The 490-nt window shown below is 28.0% G+C and carries 1 protein-coding gene; it reads right to left on the reverse strand.

The annotated features are described in order from the left end of the window. Positions 1-40: 40 nt before the first annotated feature. A partial coding sequence (locus tag B2X73_RS07680; protein ID WP_291096135.1) for a GLPGLI family protein occupies positions 41-490 on the reverse strand: 450 nt, incomplete at its 5' end.

Below are 490 nucleotides of genomic sequence, written 5' to 3' on the forward strand. Positions count from 1 at the left end.
GCTTTTATTTTGACTATTTTTCAACTCCTTCATTCGATGTTTACGATGCATTCATATCGTTTTGCATTTCTCTTAACGTCATTACTTTTCCTCTTGTAGGTAAATTAATTTTAAGATTTTCTTTCAAAATTTCAAGTTGATTAATCTTAAAAATCACTGTAAAATAAGGCGAAATAATTTCTGCTTGTAAAATCAACCCCGGTAAATTCGAAAAATAATAAGGTCCATCTTTATATCTTATTTCAGGCGAATACCAAGCCGTAAATTCATTTCCATCTCGATCTTGATCAATCGCTTTTACGACATTATAACCATTAATCACAGCTTTTTCTTTCGTTAATTTCCAATTAAAATTAGGTATATTTTCTTTAACCAAATACGTTTTTACATTAATATCAAACTGTTTATAATATTCATTTTTAGAAAAATCTTTATACAAAGGATTTTGTTCCGATTTCAAAATCTCTTGTACAACCATATCCGCTTCATG

Source organism: Empedobacter sp. UBA7252 (genome assembly GCF_002472765.1).
In the GTDB taxonomy this organism is placed as follows: Bacteria; Bacteroidota; Bacteroidia; order Flavobacteriales; family Weeksellaceae; genus Empedobacter; species Empedobacter falsenii_B.